Origin of the sequence: Desulfotalea psychrophila LSv54 (genome assembly GCF_000025945.1) — a bacterium.
Lineage (GTDB): Bacteria > Desulfobacterota > Desulfobulbia > Desulfobulbales > Desulfocapsaceae > Desulfotalea > Desulfotalea psychrophila.
Genome location: NC_006138.1, coordinates 717325 through 736003 on the forward strand (window position 1 = coordinate 717325; position 18679 = coordinate 736003).

The 18679-nt window shown below is 44.0% G+C and carries 17 protein-coding genes and 2 tRNA genes; 8 read left to right on the forward strand and 11 right to left on the reverse strand.

Annotated elements, in window-relative coordinates; genetic code table 11:
• Positions 1-166 precede the first annotated feature (166 nt).
• From DP_RS03255 to DP_RS03280, 7 genes are all read right to left on the reverse strand, one after another.
• On the reverse strand, positions 167-820 hold the full coding sequence (locus DP_RS03255) for a hypothetical protein (RefSeq protein ID WP_011187898.1): 654 nt from the start codon (positions 818-820) through the stop codon (positions 167-169).
• A 298-nt stretch (positions 821-1118) separates the two neighbouring features.
• Entirely contained in the window at positions 1119-1280 is a 162-nt protein-coding gene (locus tag DP_RS17845; protein ID WP_011187899.1) for a hypothetical protein, read from the reverse strand.
• Positions 1281-1435: 155 nt separating this feature from the next.
• Positions 1436-2215: an MlaA family lipoprotein gene (locus DP_RS03260; RefSeq protein WP_011187900.1), complete on the reverse strand. Its 780-nt coding sequence runs from the start codon at positions 2213-2215 to the stop codon at positions 1436-1438.
• Positions 2205-3503: an alpha/beta fold hydrolase gene (locus tag DP_RS03265; RefSeq protein ID WP_011187901.1), complete on the reverse strand. Its 1299-nt coding sequence runs from the start codon at positions 3501-3503 to the stop codon at positions 2205-2207. The genes DP_RS03260 and DP_RS03265 overlap by 11 nt, the downstream gene beginning before the upstream one ends.
• Before the next feature lie 406 nt (positions 3504-3909).
• Positions 3910-3987, reverse strand: a tRNA-Pro gene (locus tag DP_RS03270).
• Between the two features lie 37 nt (positions 3988-4024).
• A tRNA-Asn gene (locus DP_RS03275) sits at positions 4025-4100 on the reverse strand.
• A 197-nt stretch (positions 4101-4297) separates the two neighbouring features.
• The gene (locus tag DP_RS03280) at positions 4298-5047 is read right to left on the reverse strand and encodes an SDR family oxidoreductase (protein ID WP_011187902.1); all 750 of its coding nucleotides are present in this window, start codon (positions 5045-5047) and stop codon (positions 4298-4300) included.
• A 297-nt stretch (positions 5048-5344) separates the two neighbouring features.
• On the opposite strand from DP_RS03280, the gene acs reads away from it, so the two are divergent.
• From acs to DP_RS03300, 4 genes are all read left to right on the forward strand, one after another.
• Positions 5345-7450 (forward strand): acetate--CoA ligase alpha subunit, encoded by a 2106-nt coding sequence (acs, locus tag DP_RS03285; protein ID WP_011187903.1) that lies wholly within the window; start codon positions 5345-5347, stop codon positions 7448-7450.
• Positions 7451-7480: 30 nt separating this feature from the next.
• The gene (locus tag DP_RS03290; protein WP_041278286.1) at positions 7481-9361 is read left to right on the forward strand and encodes a bifunctional acetyl-CoA hydrolase/transferase family protein/GNAT family N-acetyltransferase; all 1881 of its coding nucleotides are present in this window, start codon (positions 7481-7483) and stop codon (positions 9359-9361) included.
• Between the two features lie 119 nt (positions 9362-9480).
• A complete protein-coding gene (cimA, locus tag DP_RS03295) occupies positions 9481-11064 on the forward strand; it encodes a citramalate synthase (RefSeq protein WP_228130163.1) in 1584 nt (527 codons plus the stop codon).
• A gap of 283 nt (positions 11065-11347) precedes the next feature.
• Positions 11348-12325 carry a malate dehydrogenase gene (locus tag DP_RS03300; RefSeq protein WP_011187906.1) on the forward strand — a complete coding sequence of 326 codons (978 nt, stop codon included), beginning with the start codon at positions 11348-11350 and terminating at the stop codon, positions 12323-12325.
• A gap of 97 nt (positions 12326-12422) precedes the next feature.
• On the opposite strand, the gene DP_RS03305 is transcribed toward DP_RS03300, so the two are convergent.
• Complete coding sequence (locus tag DP_RS03305; protein WP_041277580.1) at positions 12423-12887, reverse strand: YehS family protein; 465 nt, start codon at positions 12885-12887, stop codon at positions 12423-12425.
• A gap of 476 nt (positions 12888-13363) precedes the next feature.
• Here DP_RS03305 and DP_RS03310 point away from each other — a divergent pair, with 476 nt between their 5' ends.
• A complete protein-coding gene (locus tag DP_RS03310; protein WP_011187908.1) occupies positions 13364-14281 on the forward strand; it encodes a PilZ domain-containing protein in 918 nt (305 codons plus the stop codon).
• 407 nt (positions 14282-14688) lie between these two features.
• Here the strand turns inward: DP_RS03310 and DP_RS16570 are convergent, their stop codons facing one another.
• Positions 14689-14904, reverse strand: a complete 216-nt coding sequence (locus DP_RS16570; protein ID WP_011187910.1) for a hypothetical protein — start codon at positions 14902-14904, stop codon at positions 14689-14691.
• A 250-nt stretch (positions 14905-15154) separates the two neighbouring features.
• Positions 15155-15289 carry a hypothetical protein gene (locus DP_RS18740; protein ID WP_265588589.1) on the reverse strand — a complete coding sequence of 45 codons (135 nt, stop codon included), beginning with the start codon at positions 15287-15289 and terminating at the stop codon, positions 15155-15157.
• Positions 15290-15524: 235 nt separating this feature from the next.
• Between DP_RS18740 and minC the strand changes: the two genes are divergently transcribed.
• Genes minC through minE form a run of 3 tightly spaced genes read left to right on the forward strand, consistent with a single transcriptional unit; the run spans position 15525 to position 17403 of the window.
• The gene (minC, locus tag DP_RS03325) at positions 15525-16292 is read left to right on the forward strand and encodes a septum site-determining protein MinC (protein ID WP_011187911.1); all 768 of its coding nucleotides are present in this window, start codon (positions 15525-15527) and stop codon (positions 16290-16292) included.
• 44 nt (positions 16293-16336) lie between these two features.
• Positions 16337-17152, forward strand: a complete 816-nt coding sequence (minD, locus tag DP_RS03330; RefSeq protein ID WP_011187912.1) for a septum site-determining protein MinD — start codon at positions 16337-16339, stop codon at positions 17150-17152.
• Positions 17149-17403: a cell division topological specificity factor MinE gene (gene minE, locus DP_RS03335; RefSeq protein ID WP_011187913.1), complete on the forward strand. Its 255-nt coding sequence runs from the start codon at positions 17149-17151 to the stop codon at positions 17401-17403. Before minD ends, minE begins: the two co-directional genes overlap by 4 nt.
• A 38-nt stretch (positions 17404-17441) precedes the next feature.
• On the opposite strand, the gene nhaA is transcribed toward minE, so the two are convergent.
• Positions 17442-18638, reverse strand: a complete 1197-nt coding sequence (gene nhaA / locus DP_RS03340; protein WP_011187914.1) for a Na+/H+ antiporter NhaA — start codon at positions 18636-18638, stop codon at positions 17442-17444.
• Positions 18639-18679 lie beyond the last annotated feature (41 nt).

Below are 18679 nucleotides of genomic sequence, written 5' to 3' on the forward strand. Positions count from 1 at the left end.
TTGTTTAATACGACTGAATGCCAAATTTAAGAAGCAGGCGAGGGAGAACATTGTCAAGATTGAGGACATCCTTATCTCCGAGTTCAATAAGGTTGAAATTATACTTATTGTAAATATCCTGTTTCTTTGTTTTGCGCTGAAGGTATTTCTGATCATTTTCATAGCCCTAGTATTCTATGTAAACCTTACCGGTAGGGATATAAAAATCGGAGTAGACGTCTTCTTCTATGGGAAGTTTTCGTTCATAGGAGTGAACTATTTCTGCCATATACAACCAGTTATCTATTAACATTTCAGCTTTAGATCGAACAAAGTGACCATCAGTTGCTCTGTGCTCAACCTTAAATTTTTCCCGAAAATCATTATCTTGTGTATTTACTGGATCAGAAGAAGGTGCTTTTTCTCCCTGTATATCCTTGATTGTGTTATTTAGAATATTAGATTTTAAAATCATTTCAGGCCATCTGACATAGGGAATACCTGTCCTTTTGTCTTCATCTTGCAGACCTCCATGCTGTATTCCTTGTGGAGTTGTTTTCCAGCCCTTCATAACTTTATATACCCAGCCTAGCTCTGAGAGGATAAAATTCATTTTTTTTGCTGAAATATTATATTTTTTGCCGATGGCTGTCGTTGTAAGAAAGACTTTTTTTTCTGTATTTTTATCTAGTTTTAAATCTATATTTTCGGGCCAGGTTATATATTTCCCATATTGTGCACTTGTTTTAAATTTCCCCCCTGCATCTACACCTAAATTGGTAAGGGACCAAAATTCGCCTTTTTTTTCTATCAAGCCTTTGCTTACAAGGATGATAAACATATCTTTAGAAGTGATATCATTTTTTCCATATTGGTTTTAACCTGTTGTTTATAAGAAGGGATGGAATATATTCTAACTAGTTATAGCTATTGCGGAAGCTGTTTTCAATAGGGCTTTTTGGTTCAGTACAGTTCTATTTCGTGAGAATCAGCGGGGGTGCGAGGAATCTATCAGCTCTGTTTTATAAGTGGATGGGGGAGAAAGTTATGAACAAGGTTGTTGATAAAAAAGGGCGTGTCCATAATGGACACGCTCTTTTTTTTTGCGGATAGGCGCAGCAGGCGCTTGCTGAATCAGCCTAAGCTTTTTCCTGATCAGCCCGGTGCAGATCAGCCAGATGGTTTTGCATACTGAGGAGGAGGAGTCTGGCGCTATAATCTTCGGGGTTTTTCTTAAAGTTTTCCTGTGACTCAGCCAGTATAAGCTCAGCCTGTTCTATCTGTTTCTGCAGGGAATCCATTTGTCTTTTTCCTTATGTTGATAAGTGAGTAATGCTCCTATAATTATTGAAAATAATCAAAAATAAAGAAAAGACAAAGGCAAAACCTTGAGGTAGAGGTATCTGCCGTCCCGATGAATTTCTGTTCTTCATTTGTGCAGTTATATTCATCATCATCATTCACTAATCTCTATCTCTCGTTTTGTTGTATAGAGCATGCGAATCATCTCATATTCAAAGGGTGATCCTGATTGATAGTATCTGAAGGATTGGCGGTGTCGTCTATCAATCGCTGCAACTCCTACAAAGCTCCAGCCCCATGCCGTTTCGCTGATCCATGCTGGTGGCCCATAATAGCCGAAGGCGAGGAGATCAACGCCAAAACCTGCTGTATCACGCAGATTAGAAGGTCCAAGTACAGGCAGAACAAGATAGGGGCCGTTGCCAACGCCATAGTGGCCAAGGGTCTGGCCAAAATTTTCCGTTTGGCGGAGGAGTCCCATATCCGTTGCCGGGTTCCAGAAACCACCAATACCGACGGTACTGTTTACCACAAAACGCAGTAGGGTAATCCCGGTTCCCTTGGGATCCAGCTGAAAGAAATTGTTAATAAAGTTATTGAACTCAAGGATATTGTCTACAAAGCATGAAACACGGTCTTCAACATAGTTGGGCGTGATAAATTCATAGCCGTTAACCACCGGTAGGAAGAGGTATTTGTCAAAGTAGTAGTTGAAGGTATACATTGAGCGATTGAAACCTTCAAGGGGATCGTATACATCATCAACAACATATACCACGTCCGGTTTAACATACTCATTTATGGGGTACATTGGTGCCATTGGTGGTTCGATTTTTGCTGTTTGTTCGGTAAGAGCTGGCTGTGCACAGCCGGCGAGAAGCATTGGAAATAAGAGCAAGAGAGACAGGGCTTGGTATCTTATATTATTTATCATTATTTCCTCCTTTCGTATCCTGAAAAAAGCCGACCATTGCCTCTATATTATCCGGATATGCCATATTTCCACAGTGCCCACCATGGGGAAAAATTTGTGCCCGCTTTCCGAAAACGTCTTTGAGATAGGCAATTTCACCGGGGTGCATGATAATATCGTCTTCATTATGAATCAAACCGATTTTAGCTGAGCTGCGCAGATAGCCTTCGAGACTACGTAAGCTCATCTGCTCAATTATTTCCTCTTCAGTAATCGTTGGGTCAATTTTTTGAAAATGGGGCAGGAATATTCCCTTGAAATAATCAACAAAGGTTAGCTGGCCGAGTACCTTGGCATAATCCGTAAGGCTGTCGCCTCGTTTCAGGACAAGACCCCTGGGAACCACGTAGCCTGCCTGGGTCATTACATCACTTGCAAAGGCCATATTTTGAGAAGAAATTCGAAAGGCAACGCCGATAAGGGCGGCCATGGGGGCATCACTCTTTGGCTTTTCCCGTCGATATGCTCTATAGAGGTATCTATCATTAAATTCTATAGACTCTCCGTGTCTGTATGTCTTGGTAAAGGCCCTTATCCTTTTCTTGTAAAATTCATTAAGGTGATCTATCCCACCGGGAACATTATTGGCGAGCATGTTATCAATTATCACCACCGAATTATAGAGGTTAACCGGGGGATTGATAAGTAATACCTTGCTGAAGTTAAAGGACTTCTCTCTCTCGTCCATATGGGAGAGGAACACCGATTGAGCGGCACCCAGGCTATATCCGGCAAGATAGAACTCCGTCACCTTCATATTTTTTTCTACTTTTTGCCAGATTGCCCGCATGACTCGGTAAAGATCAGCCGAATCCTCTTTCAGGTTACCGGGGACACTACTGGTGGAAGCAGAAACTATAAAATCGGTAAAGCTGGGCGAAGAGAGAGAGATGACATGGTAACCGGCCTGGTAGAAGGCCCCCTGCATAATTTTCATTTTGGGACTTTGAAAACTCGCGCCCGTTCCTGCGATTAAAAAGATAAGGGGGGCCGGACATTTCTGGGCTTGATAGGAGTAGTTTAACTCAGCCATGTTCCAGAGCACTCCCGGCACCTTTCGCTCAGGAAATATTACAATTGATTCGAGTTTGGTGGGAAGTTCCTTGGGCAGTACTGCGGCAAACTCGTCAGGCGTGTTGAGTACCGTTGCCACATATGGATCTTTAAATGGATAATCATAGGCATTTGCCATAGTGCTACTGAGCAGTAACAGGCAAAGCCAGGTACTCAATATTCGATTGATCAGCATCTTTCCTCCCTCAATATAAATTACCATTTACCCAGAGGTCGCTCATATGCTTCCTCTAATCTGGGGGTATGCCCTTTAACATTTGCCATAGAGATAGCTGAAATTTTCAGGTGGGAATAGCGCAGGGGAAAAACAGACGAGCAACCCTTGGTTGGCTATTAGTATTTTATTTCATGAAAATCAGTGGCTAAGGTGAGAATATCACAGCAGACATAGTTTGGGCAAAAAAAATCAGCCATTATCGATACGCAGTGCTTGACGATTTTCTCTGAATTAATAATCAACAGCCTTGATTTAAGGCCGTATCCTGATGTGGTAAGGATGGATTTTATGGAGGAGTAAGGGGGGGGTACTTGAAACGAAAAAAGGGAATTAAAGCATAAGCTTTAATTCCCTTTTTATTCGATGGTCGGGGCGGTAGGATTCGAACCTACGGCCTCCTGCTCCCAAGGCAGGCGCGCTAACCAGGCTGCGCTACGCCCCGACTATATAAAGTTTCAAATAAATGAAACGAATGTACTTGGCTCCCCGGGACGGATTCGAACCGCCGACAAGGTGATTAACAGTCACCCGCTCTACCAACTGAGCTACCGAGGAACACAGAAGCATTAAGAGGTTGTTGTTATCAACCGTGCTCCGTATGGGGCGAGAATATACGGTAATCGGGTCCTGCTGTCAACACCTTTCTGTATGTTTTTTTCTGTTAAAAGGAAAAAACATAAAGACCAAGAAACACATGCTCTTTTTCTCCTTGAAATAGGGTTTTTTTTTGTTTTCCTAGCCTGTAATCTTTTTTACTTGTCGATGGCAAGTGCTGCCCAACTTTGACAGACAGGCATGATTTCTATAGAGTTAATATTTACATGGGCGGGTCGACTGGCAGACCAGAAAATAGTTTCCGCAATATCCGTGGCTGAGAGGTTTTCATGACCAGCATAAACACTACTGGCTCGTTTTTCGTCACCTGAAAAGCGAACAGCGGAGAATTCTGTTTCGGCAAGGCCTGGTTCTATATTGGTTACTCTAATGCCTGTTCCTGCGACATCGCAACGGAGATTACGGGAAAATTGGGCGACAAAGGCCTTGGAGGCACCATAGGTGTTTCCTCCTGGATAGGGATAGCTACCTGCCACCGAGCCAATATTGATAATATGACCGGTTCTATTTTTCATCATCTGCGGTAAAATAAGGCGAGTCATATAGAGAAGACCGCTAATATTAGTATTGATCATTGTCTGCCAATGATCTAAGTCTGCTTTATCTGAGCCCTCCAGGCCGAGGGCAAGGCCAGCATTGTTAACAAGTATATCAATCTGGGAAAATTGTTGAGGAATATTGCTCACAAAATCTTCCACCTCATCTCGCACAGAAATATCAAACTGGGCGATATGAACGGGAACATTTTCCAGTTCTTTTTGTATTGTTTCGAGTCGATCCTGGCGTCTACCGCAGAGAATTAACTGCCAGTTGTGAGCTGCAAAAAGTTTTGCTGTTGCCTTGCCAAATCCAGATGTTGCTCCTGTTATTAGAATAGTTTTTTGCATATGGGGCCTCTCTTTATAGGGTTTCGTAAAAAACTGTAAAGAATTATTTTACAGTAACTATAGGGGTATGCAGGGAAGTATAGTATATAATTAATGAAAAAATGAATTAAATGTTGCATGCGTATTTTTCATGACTGTTGTCATGGATTGTAAGGAGTGATATGCAGAAGTTAGAAAAGACCGTAATCTGCAGAAGGCAGTGTTGTTTTCTTGCAAGATTAATCAACTACTGTACTTTGATAAACAGAGACAGAAAGCGGTTATTAAATCCATATTAAAGTTTTTTAAGAGAACATTATGCTGGAACATCTTTTTTCCCCAAACAAAATAGCTGTTATTGGTGCATCACGACAGGTCGGTGCTGTAGGGCATGACATTGTTAAAAACCTTATTGAAGGAGGTTTTGCAGGTGAAATTATTCCGGTGAACCCTGCCGGAGGTACTTTGCTGGGTTTGCCTGTTTACACAAGCCTTAAGGAGTATAAAGAATCTCTTGATATGGCTATTATTGCTGTAAACAAGGATCTTATTATTGATGTTGTTCAGGATGCGCTGAGCAAGAGATGCACAACTATAGTTGCCATTGGTGCAGGTTTTAAAGAGAGTGGTGACGAGGGTGCCATGCTTGAGCAGGAGGTTTTGACCCTGTGCAAGCGATCCGGTGCGCGCTTACTCGGACCAAACTGTCTTGGTTTTATTAACACCGAATTGAAGATAAATGCATCCTTTGCCGGGCCAATGCCTCGCAAAGGTGGAATTAGTATTTTTTCTCAATCAGGTGCCCTTGCTACGGCGATGCTTGACCAGGCAGAGCAACGCGGTCTTGGTGTTTCTAAGCTTATCAGTGTTGGTAATAAGGCCGATATTACAGAAAACGATTTGCTCAGTTATTTTGCCGCAGATTCGTCTACAAAGGTTGTTGCTGGCTATTTAGAGAATATTGTTAATGGTAATAATTTTCTTAAACATGCCACTCATATATCACGTAAAAAGCCTGTTATTCTTTTAAAATCAGGAACAAGTGAAGCGGGACAAAAATCGGCTACCAGTCATACCGGTGCCTTTACTGGTACTGACACTGCCTATGGTGCTGCCTTTAAACGGGCCGGAATTGTTCGAGCCGATAACTTTGATGACCTCTTTGATTGCACCATGGCTTTTTCTAATCAGCCTCTGCCGAAGGGTAATCGGGTACTTATTATCAGTAATGCCGGTGGAACAGGGACAATTGCTGCCGATGCTGTGGAACATACAGGCTTTAAGGTAGCTGAACCACCGAGTAATAAAACCAACTCTCTCCGTGGTAGAAAACCCATTTATTCGGATATTGAAAGTCCTGTTTATGTTTTGGGTGATGCCCCGGCGGCTCTCTATGTTGAGGCTATATCAACAGCTCAAGAGGATAGTAATGTTGACGCTATTGTTCTTGTCTTAACCCCGGCAGCAATGACCGAGGCGAAAGCTGTACTTCTTGGTATTGCTGAAGTTTTGGATGGTAGCAAACCTCTTCTCTGTTGTCTGATGGGTGGTGGGGCATATGTTCCTCCTATGCATGAGCTCGTTGATGCAGGCCTGGCTATTTTCCCGACTCCTGAACGAGCAGTCGCAGCCTTTTCTGCAATGTATAACCATGCCAGTTGGCGTTCTCTCCCCCCTCGAATTGTTACTCGTTTTCGGGTGAATCGTCGTCGTGCCGGTCGTATAATTCAGCGTAGTCAGGCCAGCGGAGTTCGTCGTTTGGGCGAGGTAAGGGCTAAGAAAATACTTGATGCCTATGGTTTCAATGTACCAGAGGGCTATCTTGTTGATTCAGCAGATGAGGCCGTGGAGTATGCGCGCAGGATTGGTTTTCCCGTGGCCCTAAAGGTTGTTTCTCCCGACATTGTTCATAAAACAGATATGGGTGGAGTATGTCTGAATCTTACCAATGCTCAGCAGGTACAGGATGGTTATGATCTGATGAAGCTGCGGATTAAGCAGCAGCTACCTAATGCCAGAATTCAAGGTGTTTATGTTGAGAAGATGGCTGATCCGGGACTTGAGGTTATTATCGGTATGAACCGGGATCCACAGTTTGGACCTATGTTGATGTTTGGCCTTGGTGGTATTTTTGTTGAGGTGATGAAGGATGTCACCTTTCATCTGGCGCCTATAACCCAGGATGAGGCAATTCAGATGCTTAAAGCCACTCGCTCTTACCAAATTATGGAAGGACGGCGCGGTAATAAGGCTGTTGATATTGTGGCAATTGCAAACGGTCTTCAGAGAATTAGTCAGCTGGCAACGGATTATCCGCAGATAGTGGAACTTGATATTAATCCTTTTATTGTCGGTGAGGTGGGAAGTGATCCAATTGTTGCAGATGCATGTATCACCCTCGAAATTCCGGAAGAGACTCTTTAAATTGAATATGCGGATCATAAGGTGATGATCATGGACTATGATGTAAATTGGCGAAATAACTATAAAGAAATGGTTAGCACAGCAAAACGTGCTGTGAAGCAGATTCGTTCTGGACAGCGAGTTTTTATCGGCACCGGTTGTGGAGAACCAACCGAGCTGGTAAGCGCGATGACCAAACGTGCCGGAGAACTTGCCGATGTGGAGATTATTCAACTCTTCACTAAAGGAAGTGCCCCCTATGCCCAGCAGAAATTTGCTAACAGCTTTCGTATAAATGCCTTCTTTATTGGGCAAAAGGTGCGTGATGCCATACGTAAAGGGGTGGGTAGTTATACCCCGGTTCTGCTCTCCAATGTACCAAACCTATTTAATTCAGGACAGATTCCCATTGATGTTGCCCTTATTCAGGTAACACGACCCAATGCCGCCGGTAAGGTGAGTCTTGGTGTTTCTGTGGATATTGTTCGCAGTGCAATTGATAATGCCTCACTGATCGTTGCCCAGGTAAATCCCAATATGCCATGGACAGGAAGTGACAGTGTTATTGATATTCATGATTTGGATATTCTGGTACCGGTGGATGTGCCACTGCTTGAGCATATTTTGCCTGAACCTCATGAGGTGAGTCGTAAGATTGGTAAAAATGTAGCGGCCCTTGTTCCTGATGGAGCAACCCTGCAGATGGGAATGGGTAGGCTTCAGGAGTACGGTCGCATTCCCTATGCCGTTGTTGAGTTTTTAAAGAATAAGAAAAATCTTGGTATTCATACCGAGATGATAACGGATAATATCATTGAGTTGATTGAATCCGGAGCCGTCACTGGTAGCCGTAAGAGTCGTGACCGGGGTAAGATTGTTACCAGTCTCTGTATGGGAACCAAGAAGCTCTATGATTATATAGATGATAATCCTCTTTTTTGTTTCAGACCTACGGAATACGTGAACGATTCTATTGTCATTAGCGAACAGACAAAGATGATTGCTATTAATATGGCCCAAGAGGTGGATCTGACAGGTCAGGTTTCTTCGGACTCCATTGAGGGGATTCTCTACTCTGGTATTGGTGGTTTGGTTGATTTTAACCGTGGCGCAGCCAGGTCCAAGCAGGGTAAAACCATCATCTGTATTCCTTCAACCAATCCTGAGGGGACGAAATCGAATATTTTATCTGGCCTTAAGTCAGGTGCAGGGGTTGTTATTACTCGGGGTACGGTGCACTATATCGCTACGGAGTATGGTGTTGCCTATCTCTATGGTAAGTCTATTCAGGAACGGGCCATTGCCCTGATTTCCATAGCCCATCCGGCTTTTCGTGAGCAGCTCTTTAATGAAGCGGTGCAGGCGCACTATATTCATCCGGAGTTGGCAGGATTTGAAGATAAGTTTATCGTTTCAGCTGATGATTCGATGCGCACCTCTATGCTGCTCAACGATGGCACTCAGATTAACTTTAGATCCATCCTGCCCACCGATGAGCCTTTGATGCGTGAGCTGGTATATACCCTCTCCAAGGAGACGGTATACTATCGTTTTATGAATCATCAGGCGAACTTCACCCATAGGCAGATTCAGGATTTTGTTTATATTGATCACCGTAAAGATGTGGCTATTGTTGGTGTTGTCCCCGAGGCTCATGGGGAGGATATTGTTGCCGTTGGTCGTTATTATCTTGATACCGAGACGAATCGGGCTGAGATAGCCTTTGTGGTTCATGATAAATGGCAGAATAAAAGTTTAGGTTCTTTTCTCTTTAAGTTCCTGGCTGATATCGCGAAGCGAAATGGCATCACAGGTTTTACTGCAGAGGTATTACGGGAAAACCAGAGAATGCAGACTATTTTCAATCACTCAGGACATAAGGTAACTACTTGCTTGGAAGAGGGCGTTTATAGTTATGTTATTGATTTTTAAATTTTTTTAAATGTTTTCATTTTAGAAAAATGAATAAGTTTGTTAGAGGCTTGCTGTCTCTGGCAAACTTATTTTTTTATAATCCGCACCTGTGTTTGATTTAAATGATGAGGAATTTGATGCGAATTGAAATATACGATACAACCCTACGTGATGGAACCCAGGCTGAAAATTTTAATATTTCTGTCGACGATAAGTTACGCATCGCCCAGGAACTTGATACTCTGGGTGTTGATTTTATCGAGGGTGGTTGGCCGGGGTCTAATCCAGTGACCATCGAATTTTTTAATCGTATTGGAGAGATAGATCTTAAGCATAGCAAGATTGTTGCCTTTGGTTCTACCCGGCATATAAAAAACAGGCCGGAAGAAGATGCAAATCTGCAGGCCCTGCTTGCTGCCAAGACACCTGCCATTATCATCTTTGGGAAAAGTTGGGATATCCATGCAACGGATGCCCTCAATATTAGCCTGGAAGAGAATCTGCAAATTATCGAGGATAGTCTTGCCTATCTACGCCCTCATGTAGAGCATCTCTTCTATGATGCGGAACATTTTTTTGATGGTTTCAAGAATAATGAAGAGTATGCCCTTAAAACTGTGGCAAGTGCCATTGCCGGTGGTGCTGAGCGCATTGTCCTCTGTGATACCAATGGTGGAACCCTGCCCCATGAAATCCCTCCCATTATCAAGCGGGTAAAAGAGTTTGTTGCCGGTTTGAGTGAGACAGTTGGTCTTGGTATTCATCCTCACAATGATTCAGACTCAGCGGTAGCCAATGCTCTGATGGCCGCATCCTCGGGGGTAGAGCAGATTCAGGGGACTATGAATGGTTTTGGTGAGCGCTGCGGAAATGCGAATCTGACCTCAATTATACCCGCCCTAGTCTTTAAGATGGGTTTTGACTGTGGGGTAAAAGAGCACATAAGTCGACTCTATGGTTGTTCACGTTTGGTGACTGAACTGGCCAACCTTCCCCATAACCACTATCAACCCTATGTGGGTAAGTCTGCCTTTGCTCATAAGGGGGGCATCCATGTCAGTGCCGTTAAGCGTAATCCACTTACCTATGAGCATATTGCTCCGGAGCTGGTGGGCAATAGCAGAAGGATTTTGCTCTCGGATCAGGCGGGCCGGGCCAATATTCTCTTTAAGGCCAAGGAGTGGGGAATTCACATTCGTCCGGATGATCCTATCTTGCCGGCCATTATCAAGGAGCTTAAGGAACTTGAGAACCTTGGCTATCAGTATGAGGCTGCAGAGGCAAGTTTTGAGCTTATTATGCGCAAGCTTTTGGGCTTGAGGAGAAACTATTTTTCCTTTCAGGGCTTTCGGGTAACGGATAATAAGTATCGCATGGATAAGCCACCTCTCACCGAGGCAACTATTCGTCTCTCTGTGGGGGGGGTGGAGGTACATACTGCCGCTGGTGGCGATGGCCCGGTAAATGCCCTTGATTCTGCAATCCGTAAGGCGCTTATACGATTTTATCCCATCCTGGAAGAGATGGAGCTTGTCGATTTTAAGGTGCGGGTTCTTTCAGGAGAGTATGGAACAGAGGCCAAGGTACGTGTTCTTATCGAGAGCCGTGATGGTGAGGAGAGTTGGGGTACGGTCGGCGTTTCGGTTAACATAATAGAGGCAAGTTGGCAGGCCCTTATCGACTCTATTACCTATAAATTAATGAAAGAAGAAAAGAAGTAGCAGGATGGCTACTTGGTAAAGATAGCAAAAAAAGGATAACCCGATATCTCGGGTTATCCTCCTTCCCCCCCTCCTCAAAAAATTACCTCTCAAAAAATTCGAAGACTATAGTCCCTATCGCTACAGGATAGTTTTATCCCCTCTTGGCAAAAGAGGAGGAAAAAATTAATGCCTTCCTTTATAAGGCAATGAGTTTGCGTTATTCTCTGTGGAAGTGGTGGGGCTCTATGGTATTATATGGCATGGCTTAAAATAAGAATAATGATGGTTAAGAGGAGGATCTATGAAACCCCCAGTACGAGTTGCTATTACCGGTGCAGCCGGCCACGTTAGTTATTCTCTTATCTTTCGTATTGCAGCAGGTCATATGCTTGGTAAAGACCAGCCTGTAATTCTTCAACTCCTGGAGATCCCTCAGGCAATGGATGTATTGAAGGGTGTGGTCCTGGAACTTGAAGACTGTGCCTTTCCCCTGCTGCACGGTCTTGTCTGTTCCGATGATGTTCATGTGGCCTTTAAGGATGCAGACTATGCTATTTTGGTGGGTGCTCGTCCCCGTGGCCCAGGGATGGAGCGTTCTGATCTGATTCAGGCCAACGGACCTATTTTTACAACCCAGGGTGAGGCCCTGAGTGCCGAGGCAAATCCCGAGGTAAAGGTACTTGTTGTTGGCAATCCTGCTAATACCAATGCCCTTATTCTGCTCAAGAACGCGCCCTATATAAATCCTCGTAATATAACAGCTATGATGCGCCTGGATCACAATAGAGCCTTATTTCAGGTTGCCAAGAAAATGGGCTGTCACTGCAGTGATGTTGAAAAGATGGTTGTTTGGGGAAATCACTCTGCGAGCCAATTCCCAGATATAAGCTATGCTGAAATTGCAGGTGAGAAGGTTGCTAAAGGTGTTGAGAATAATTGGCATGGTGATAATCTTATTCCGATAATTCAACAACGTGGAGCTGCTGTTATAAAGGCTCGTGGAGCTTCCAGCGCTGCCTCTGCTGCCTCTGCTGCTATTGATCATATGAGAAACTGGGTGCTTGGTTCCGGTGGTAAATGGGTAAGTATGGGGGTTTATAGCAGGGGCAACAGCTATGGCCTTGATGAAGATATAATGTTTAGCTTGCCCGTTATCTGTGAAGACGGTGACTGGCGGGAGGTAGCAGGTCTTGAACTCTCCTCTTTTCAACGGGCGATGCTAGAGGCAACGGAGGCTGAACTTCAGGCTGAACGGGAGGCTGTTGCCGATATAATTTAGTAGTCTTCTCTTAAGCAGAGAAAAAAGGTCCCATCCCACAGAGTGGGATGGGACCTTTCTCTTTCTTATGCTCTATGAAAGGTAAGCAGTCCAGTTCTTAGGTGGTGGGGCGGTGTCGTAGCTGTAATCCGACTAAAAAATTGCGTAAAACCTGGTCACCACACTCTCGGTAGTGTTTATGGTCCGCCTTACGAAAAAGGGCACTGAGTTCATGCTTGCTAATATTGAACTCTGCCAGGGCCATAATCTCTATCACATCCTCGGCCTTGAGGTTGAGGGCTATCTTCAGTTTCATGAAGATGGCGTTATTGTTTAAACGTTTTTCTATCTCTGGCTGTGCACCCTCTTTTTTTCCCCTTCTATAGTTGATAAAGCCATTAAGAAAGGCTGCCATCTCCCTGTCTTTACACTTTTTGAAGGCGGTGTCGTCATCTTTTAATAACCAACTGTGTATATCTTCTCGTGTTGTTACGAAGTCGGCTGCAGAAAAAATTTCTACCATTTTGGGGTCACTAAAATCAAAGGTGTAGCGAATTCGACGTAATATATCGTTGTTTGTCATAGGATTATTTTGGTTGAGTTGCAAACTATATATGATGGACCTTGCCTTTGGCTCGGCATCACGAGATCTCTAAGCGGTAATTCTCAGCCATTATATCCTATCTGTTCTATATAACCCCCTATATTCGCAGGAGGGATAGAGGAAAAGTAGCAGGGCAGACACCAGGCTATCTCTTGCGGGAATCATTTGCCTATTGATTTTAAATAGCTACCATAAAAAGGGGGCCTAAATTCGCAGAGCAGGCCTCTATGCCTTTACTATTCCGGTGAGGAGTTATCGGTAAAGACCTGGGCGTATAGAAAAGTCGATAAAATATGGTCATAATTTACAGAACTGCCTTGCAGATAGAGGGGCTTATGGCTAGTGTATAATCTGTTTACTTATAAGATATTACTAACAAAGAGGTCACAATAGCGTTCCAGGCATCCACTGACATCTTTGCCCCTTACTGAAAATAACAAAAATAAAATAAATCTATGTCATTTCCAGCCCTTATAGAAAAGGTACACCGCAGAGCTAATATTTTCTTTCCAAATGAGAGGTATACAGCTGAATTAATAGACGAAATGATAGATGTTGGTGATATATTTATTGAAGCCAAGGATATATTACCCTATCTGCATTCAGCCTTACTCGATGGGAAAATGGTTGAGGTGCAGTTGGATAATAATCCTCGGGTATTTTTCAGCCATCTTCACGATGATCCTCCTCCGCCCTTGGAACAAGAGGAACAAGAGGAACAAGAGGAACAAGAGGAGGCTGCTTATAAGGAGAACAGCTATCTTGAGAATCTCTCTCATGTCATCATGTTTCCCGTAGAGCCTGGTATGGGGAACTATGCCCTGCGTTACAGCCGTTATGTTATTCTTCGTTTTTTTGTTTCGTTTTATGCTGTTGAGGTTGCAGCAGAGTTTCAGGAGGTTGTCTATCAGGATGGAGTTCCTCTGTTTCGTCTGGGTTTTCCCTCCATAGGGCGTATTGTTCGCAAGGCCCGGGAATTTCGAGCTAAGGTAGCAAAAAAAATGGAGTTGATGTTGGTTGTTCAGGCAAGCAGTAAGCGCCCAACAATAGAAACCCGTATTATTGATATCAGTGCCGGGGGTGTTAGTTTTTTTCTTTCCCGTCTAGAACAGAAAAGGATCAAAGTTGATGATGTGTTGCGACTAAAGGTCTATCTGGATCAGAAATTATTGCTCAGCATAGGGGGGAGGGTGAGACATCTCTCCAAGATAAGAACCGGCAGTGGGGTGGAGTTCATCTGTGGCTTTCAGTTTGATTTAGCAAATAGAACAGTTGCAAGCTCTGTTGAAGCGCTGGTTGCTCAGGTGCAGCGTGTTCATCTACATGAACTGGCAGATAAATCTGCCGAGTATGGGTTTTCTGTCCTGGCCTAGGAATCTGTCGGTTTTGTGGCAGCAGATTTGGCAGGTAATCGCTGTTGCATTGTCTGTCCGGTACTTGGAGGAAACTCCGGGCATTTATGTTCTTGAGCGGCCGGGAACATGCTATCCAGATATTTATTGTGCTTTATTCTGCTTGTAGCCACATAGCTAGTTATACCAACTCGATCAAGAAGCTCATAGTTAGGCTCACTAAAATAACAGGTATCTGCAGGTAACACCGATATTTTTTTCTAAAGCGATGTAATTCCTCAATTGCTAGCCCGCTTGGAAGCGGTGCTGTGGGTGGTTTTTCTGGCGGTTTACTCCCTGTTTATTCTCTTTTTATTTTCGTCTTACCAATTTTTCTGCATACGCCTTTTGCTCTTTAACATGGCTGGCAGATGCACGAGCCTCTATCTCTATTTTAGCTTATCTGATTTTTTCAAGACGATCCTCGCGTCTGGCAATCTGCTGTTGTCACTCTCTTCTGTTTTATTCAGCAATATTTCAATTTTTGTTTGTAACTGCTTTTCAAGTTGACAGGCTCGCCCATAACTAAGAGCCCTATCTTTTGAAGCATTAGATTTGACCTTGCTTCCATCAAGGCTGACACCATCAAAGCGAAGAACTTCCATTTCATGAGCTATATAAATAATCAGGACAAAAAAAAATTTGTAAATGAGGGAGAGAGGGATGTCTGCAGGAGGCTATAGTGTCGTGCCGGGATGACAGTTGCCCGTGATATATCGAAAATCAACAGAGTCATAAGTGACTTTTACAATTTTACAATGGCAAAACATTCCTGTCGCATATCCGTAGAACAAAAGAAGGGCTGTCGTCATTTCTTGGTTATATATTTTACTGTTTTGACCGATATATTAATTCTTAATTGCAGAAAGAGTCAATGGTCAGGCAGGAGTGCTGAGGAACCAAATTCATTGTTGAGAATTTTGCTGGCCTGTCCGCCTGGCCTGCCTGAAGTAGGGCATTGCCCTTTCCAAGTAGAGATCTTTCGGTCATTTTCTGCTGTCTTCTTTGGGAGAAGATATTAATATTGAGTACTTTTTTTGCCTTCTTGCAAGATATTAAAACTCTAGGTACATATATATTGTAAACTTTGTTGTAATGAAATTTTTTTATGGCGAGGCGCTGTTGAAGGAAAGTATCTTTATGGCAGAACTTTTTAATTTTAAATATAGATTAAGACCTTGCGCGATGTCTATAGACTCTACAGGGGCAGACAAGAGAGGGACTTTTGAATAAAAATGCTATGCAATTAAATAGTTATAGGGCTGAGCCATTTCAGTTTCGGGCACGTCGTCATACCATGATGGTTTTGTATCTGCTTGAGCCAGATCATCCTGATTTTATAGAAATGTTACAAAACAAGATTGAGCGAGCAAGGAATTTTTTTGATCATGCTCCGGTCATTGTTGATTTAGGTGGATTTGTTGGTAAAGAGATATCGGTAACGATCAAAGAAATTTTTATATTACTTCGACGTGCCGGTTTGATCCCCTTGGGGGTTCAAGGTGGAGATGCTCAGCTGCAGGGGGAGGCGGCAGGTTTTTCTATTCCTGTTGTTCCTGAGCTAGGAAGAAGGTGCGATGGGCAGGCTCTGACTGAGATTCTCCTGCAACCACCTGAGATAGCTGATTCGGTGGTAGAGGATGTTGCGCCCCTGGAGGCTGTATCTCCAACAACCCTGTTGATAACGAGCCCTATTCGTTCCGGACAAAGAGTATATGCCGAAGGTGGAGACCTTATCTGCACAGCAACTGTTTCAGCTGGTGCTGAGGTCCTTGCCGATGGCAATGTTCATGTTTATGCCCCTCTGCGAGGCCGTGTTTATGCGGGGGTGAAGGGGGATATCAAGGCGGGTATTTTTTGTAAATCCCTTGAGGCGGAATTTGTTTCAATTGCTGGCAATTATAAGGTCAGTGATCAGTTTGATGAAAATATCCGTAAAAAGAGTGTGCATATTTTTTTGCAGAAAGAGAGACTATTATTAAATATCCTGTGATCTTTTTATGAAGATGAAATGGGAGTTATAGAAGGAGAGGAGCAATGGCTAAAATTATTACTGTGACATCGGGTAAGGGTGGTGTTGGCAAGACAACCTCCAGTGCGGCAATTGCCACGGGCCTGGCCTTGCTGGGCTATAGAACAGTTGTTGTTGATTTTGATGTAGGTTTGCGTAATCTCGATCTGGTGATGGGCTGTGAGCGACGGGTGGTTTTTGACTTTATCAATGTCCTCCGGGGTGAGGCAACCATTAACCAGGCACTGATTAAGGACAGACAGGTAGATAATCTTTATATTTTTCCAACTTCTCAGACCAGGGATAAGGATGCCCTGGATAAGGAAGGGGTTGGACGTATATTCGAAGAGCTGAAAAAGGATTTTGATTATATTATCTGTGATTCTCCGGCCGGTATTGAAAAGGGAGCCCTGCTTGCCCTGTATTACGCCGATGAGGCTATTATTGTAACCAACCCTGAAGTATCTTCGGTACGTGATTCAGACCGTATTTTAGGGGTGCTTGCCTCTCGTAGTTTGCGAGCAGAGCAGAATCTTGAGCCTGTAAAGCACCATCTGATTCTTGCCCGTTATGATGCCGTCAGGGTTCAAAGTGGCGAAATGCTTACCCTGGAAGATGTTCTTGATATTCTTGCTATTCCACTTATTGGCGTAGTTCCTGAATCAAAGGCTGTTTTGCGGGCATCTAATGTTGGCAGGCCTGTAATCCTTGACGGGGAAAGCGACGCGGGCCAAGCCTATGAAGATGCCGTTGCCCGTTTCCTTGGCGAAGAGCGATCAATGCGTTTTTTGACAACGCCCCCGAAAAATTTCTTTAACAGGTTATTTGGGGGGGACTCATGAGCCTCTTTAGCTTTTTTAAAAATGAAGAGAAACCGTCTTCTGCGGCCAGAGCCAAGGAACGACTTCAGGTGGTTATAGCCCATGAACGCGGGGCTGTGGAAAGGCCGGATTATCTTCCCCAGTTACAGAGAGATCTGTTGGAAGTAATTAAAAAATATGTTGATATTTCAGAGGACAAACTGGATATCAAGGTAGACTGTATTGGTGGACTATCAACCTTGGAGGTGAATGTGGAGCTGCCGGATAGTTAATGTTAGTATGGCTGTTTCCCAGGTGTGATGACAGGGCATCACATCTCATGCTTGTCCCCTGGCAGGGTTTTATTTAAGAGCAGATAGCCAAGCAGTCCGGAGAAAAGTGAACCCATAATAATTCCCAGTCGTTCATCAAATATGAGTCCTGTGATAGCCTGATCAAAGGCCAGGGAACCCACGAAGAGACTCATGGTGAATCCTATTCCTGCCAGAGCTGACATGCCTGTAACCGTAGACCAGTTAAGATCAACGGGGAGTTTGGTGAGGCGGAGTTGCACCCCCACCCAGAGAAAAGAAATAATTCCCAGGGGTTTACCTATAAAGAGACCCAGGGCAATACCCATTGGCACGGCATGGGTGAAAAAATCCATGCTTATATTGGTGAGGTTGATGCCTGAATTTGCAAAGGCAAAAATGGGTAGAATAATGAAGGTTGCGGTGCCTTGCAGGTCGTGTTCAAGGTTTTTCAGAGGCGACTGCCCAGGGTGTTTCCGAGAATACATGGGGATGAACATGGCAAGGATTACGCCAGCAAGGGTTGCGTGTACACCTGATTTGAGCATGGCAATCCACATGATTGAGCCGATGAATATATAAACAGTGGTGCGCTCCACCTTGCATCTGTTGACAATAAAGAGGATGAGCATACAGAGAAGGGCGATCAGGAGGCCGGGAAGATAGATATCATTGGTGTAAAAACAGGCAATGATAAGAATGGCTCCAATATCATCAAAGATGGCAAGCGTGGTAAGTAGTATCTTGAGGCTTGTGGGCACCCGTGAACCAAGAAGAGAGAGGATACCAAGGGCAAAGGCGATATCTGTGGCGGCAGGAATGGCCCAGCCCCTTAGGGCAACGGGATCCTGATAGTTGAAGGCAAGGTAGATACAGGAGGGTACCACCATTCCTCCCAGGGCACCGATGGCCGGGAGAATAATATTACTCCGCTGGGAGAGACCTCCTTCAAATATCTCTCTTTTAAGTTCTAAACCCACCAGAAAAAAGAAACCTGCCATGAGTCCATCGTTTATCCATAGCAGAAGTGGCTTGGCAATTTCCAGTGGCCCGAAGCGTACCTCCACCGGAGTGGTGATCAGCATACTGTAGAGGTAGTGGCCTGGGGAGTTTGCCATGATAAGGGCAAGAGCGGTTGCAAGCATAAGAAGTATGCCGCCTATGGAGTTGCTCTTTAATAGAGCGAAGACGGATTTTTTTTCTTTTTGTGTTCCCATGGTGTCCTGTTGGCGGAGTTTAAATAAGGGAGGAATCCTTC